The sequence below is a fragment of the Bradyrhizobium sp. genome (genome assembly GCF_035701725.1).
Lineage (GTDB): Bacteria > Pseudomonadota > Alphaproteobacteria > Rhizobiales > Xanthobacteraceae > Bradyrhizobium.
This window is the reverse complement of sequence record NZ_DASSRP010000058.1, coordinates 1-2,272: the sequence shown is the minus strand read 5'-3', so window position 1 is coordinate 2,272 and position 2,272 is coordinate 1. Positions and strand designations below refer to the sequence as shown.

Genomic DNA, 2,272 nt, shown 5'->3' with positions numbered 1-2,272 from the left:
TGAGGACATCTTCGTGCCCGACGCCCTCGAACTTCTAAAGACCCGCCGCTCGGTCAAGCCGCGGGACATGACCGGCCCAGGCCCCTCGCCGGCCGAACTCGAGACCATTCTGACGATCGGCGCGCGCGTACCCGATCACGGCAAGCTCGCGCCGTGGCGCTTCATCATCTTCGAGGGCGATGCACGGGCGCGCGCCGGCGAGGTTATTGCGGGCGTTTTTGCCAGGAAGAATCCGAACGCCTCGCCGGCTGATATCGAGGTCGAGAAGCGCCGCCTGACCGATGCGCCGCTCGTGATCGGCATCGTCAGTCTGACCAAGCCGCACCCCAAGGTGCCACCCTGGGAGCAGGAATTGTCGGCGGGCGCCAGCGCGATGAACATCGTTACTGCTGCGACCGCACTCGGCTATGGCGCGTGCTGGCTCACGGGATGGTTTGCCTTCGACCGCGAGGTCCTTAGCGGCCTCGGACTGAAGGCGGACGAAAAACTCGCCGGCTTTGTTCATATCGGCAAGGTGTCGAAACCGAGCGAGGACCGGCCACGCCCGGCCCTATCCGATATCGTCACCCGGTTCTAGGCGGGCCCGAACAGGCTGCGCGCTGGCGCAGCCGTTAGGGAACGGCACAAAGGAAGACGCCAACGTCGTCGATCAAGACGGGCGTCAATTTCGGACAACATCGTGATCGGAAAACGGGTGGTCCAGCCGCCTCGTCGCCTGTATGGCGACGGCCATAGCTGATTGTTCAGGCGTTGCAGCGCCGCGCGCGCGGCGCTCGACTCGCATCGTGTTGTCTTTCGTCTCAAATAAAAAGGAAACGCCGATGAACGAGCCCGCAGCCAGGACTTACGGCACGGTTGATGCGGAGCTGCAAAAGGAAATGACGGGGCTTCAGTTCGTGCAAGGCCTCGCCACGCGCGCGCTACCGCTCAACACGATCGCCCGAACGCTCGGCTATGATGTCACGGAGGCGGAACCAGGACGGGTCCTCGTCACGATCACCCCGACCACCGACCATCTCAATCCGGCCGGCACAGTGCATGGCGGGTTGACCGCCACGCTGCTCGATAGCTGCATGGGGCTTGCCGTTCAGACCATGCTGGAAAAATCCGAAGCGCAGACCACGCTCGAATTCAAGATTTCGCTGGTGCGGCCCATCACGCCGGAGACCGGACCGATCAGAGCGGAAGGCATGGTGTTAAACCGGGGTCGCAGGATCGGCACCGCCGAGGGGCGCGTCACCGACCGCAGCGGGCGCTTACTCGCCCACGGCACCACCACCTGCCTGATCTTTCAGGGCTGACCGAAAGGCGGGCGCAATCACGCCGCCTGAGAGGCGCGTTGCGCAAACTTGGAAAACAGGGCCGCGATCTCGCTCGCCGGCTTTGCCGCGCTGAACAGAAAGCCCTGCACTTCATCACAGCCTTCGTTGCGCAGCCAATCGAGCTGGTCGACCGTCTCGACGCCCTCGGCCGTGGTCGTGATCTTCAGACTGCGGCCAAGGCCGGAGATCGCCCGCACGATCGCGACGCAGTCGGGGCGTTCGGCAAGATCTTTGACGAAAGAGCGGTCGATCTTGATCTTGTCGAACGGAAAGCTGCGCAGGTAGCTGAGGCTCGAATAGCCGGTGCCGAAATCGTCCATCGAGATCCGCACGCCGAGTTCACGCAATTGGTGCAGGACCGCAAGATTGGCTTCGGTCTCGGCCAGGAACACCGATTCGGTGATTTCGAGTTCGAGGCGGAGCGGCGAGAGGCCCGAATGGGCCAGCGCCGAGATCACGGCCTGAACCAGATTGCGGCTGCGGAACTGGACCGCCGAGAGGTTGACGGCAACCTTGACGTCGTCGGGCCAGCGCGTCGCTTCCATGCAAGCCTCACGCAACACCCACTCCCCGATCGGAACGATCAGCCCGATATCCTCGGCGATCGGAATGAACTCGGCCGGCGAGATCATGCCCTTTTCGGGATGCCGCCAGCGCAGCAGTGACTCGAAACCGCTGATGCGATTTGCGCCGATGTCGACCAGCGGCTGATAATGAAGCTCGAACTCGCCATTGGCGAAGGCGCGGCGCAGGTCGACTTCCATGTCGCGGCGCTTCTGTGCAATGCGGTCCATTTCAGGCTCGAAGAAGCGATGCACGCCGCCGCCATCGGACTTGGCGCGGTACAGCGCCATGTCGGCGTTGCGCATCAACTCTTCCGAAGTCGAGCCGTCGCTCGGCGCCAGCGCAATGCCGATGCTGGCGCCGATCACGACCTCGACGCCGTCGAT

At 63.5% G+C, this 2,272-nt stretch carries 3 protein-coding genes; 2 read left to right on the top strand and 1 reads right to left on the bottom strand.

Features of this window, described 5'->3' with window-relative positions; genetic code table 11:
* Positions 1-13 precede the first annotated feature (13 nt).
* Together VFL62_RS02950 and VFL62_RS02945 are read left to right on the top strand one after the other, a co-directional pair.
* Positions 14-577, top strand: a complete 564-nt coding sequence (locus VFL62_RS02950; protein WP_325170888.1) for a nitroreductase — start codon at positions 14-16, stop codon at positions 575-577.
* A gap of 244 nt (positions 578-821) precedes the next feature.
* On the top strand, positions 822-1,301 hold the full coding sequence (locus tag VFL62_RS02945; RefSeq protein WP_325170887.1) for a PaaI family thioesterase: 480 nt from the start codon (positions 822-824) through the stop codon (positions 1,299-1,301).
* A 17-nt stretch (positions 1,302-1,318) separates the two neighbouring features.
* Here the strand turns inward: VFL62_RS02945 and VFL62_RS02940 are convergent.
* Positions 1,319-2,272 (bottom strand): GGDEF domain-containing phosphodiesterase (locus VFL62_RS02940; RefSeq protein ID WP_325170886.1); only part of this gene is annotated, 954 nt, incomplete at its 5' end.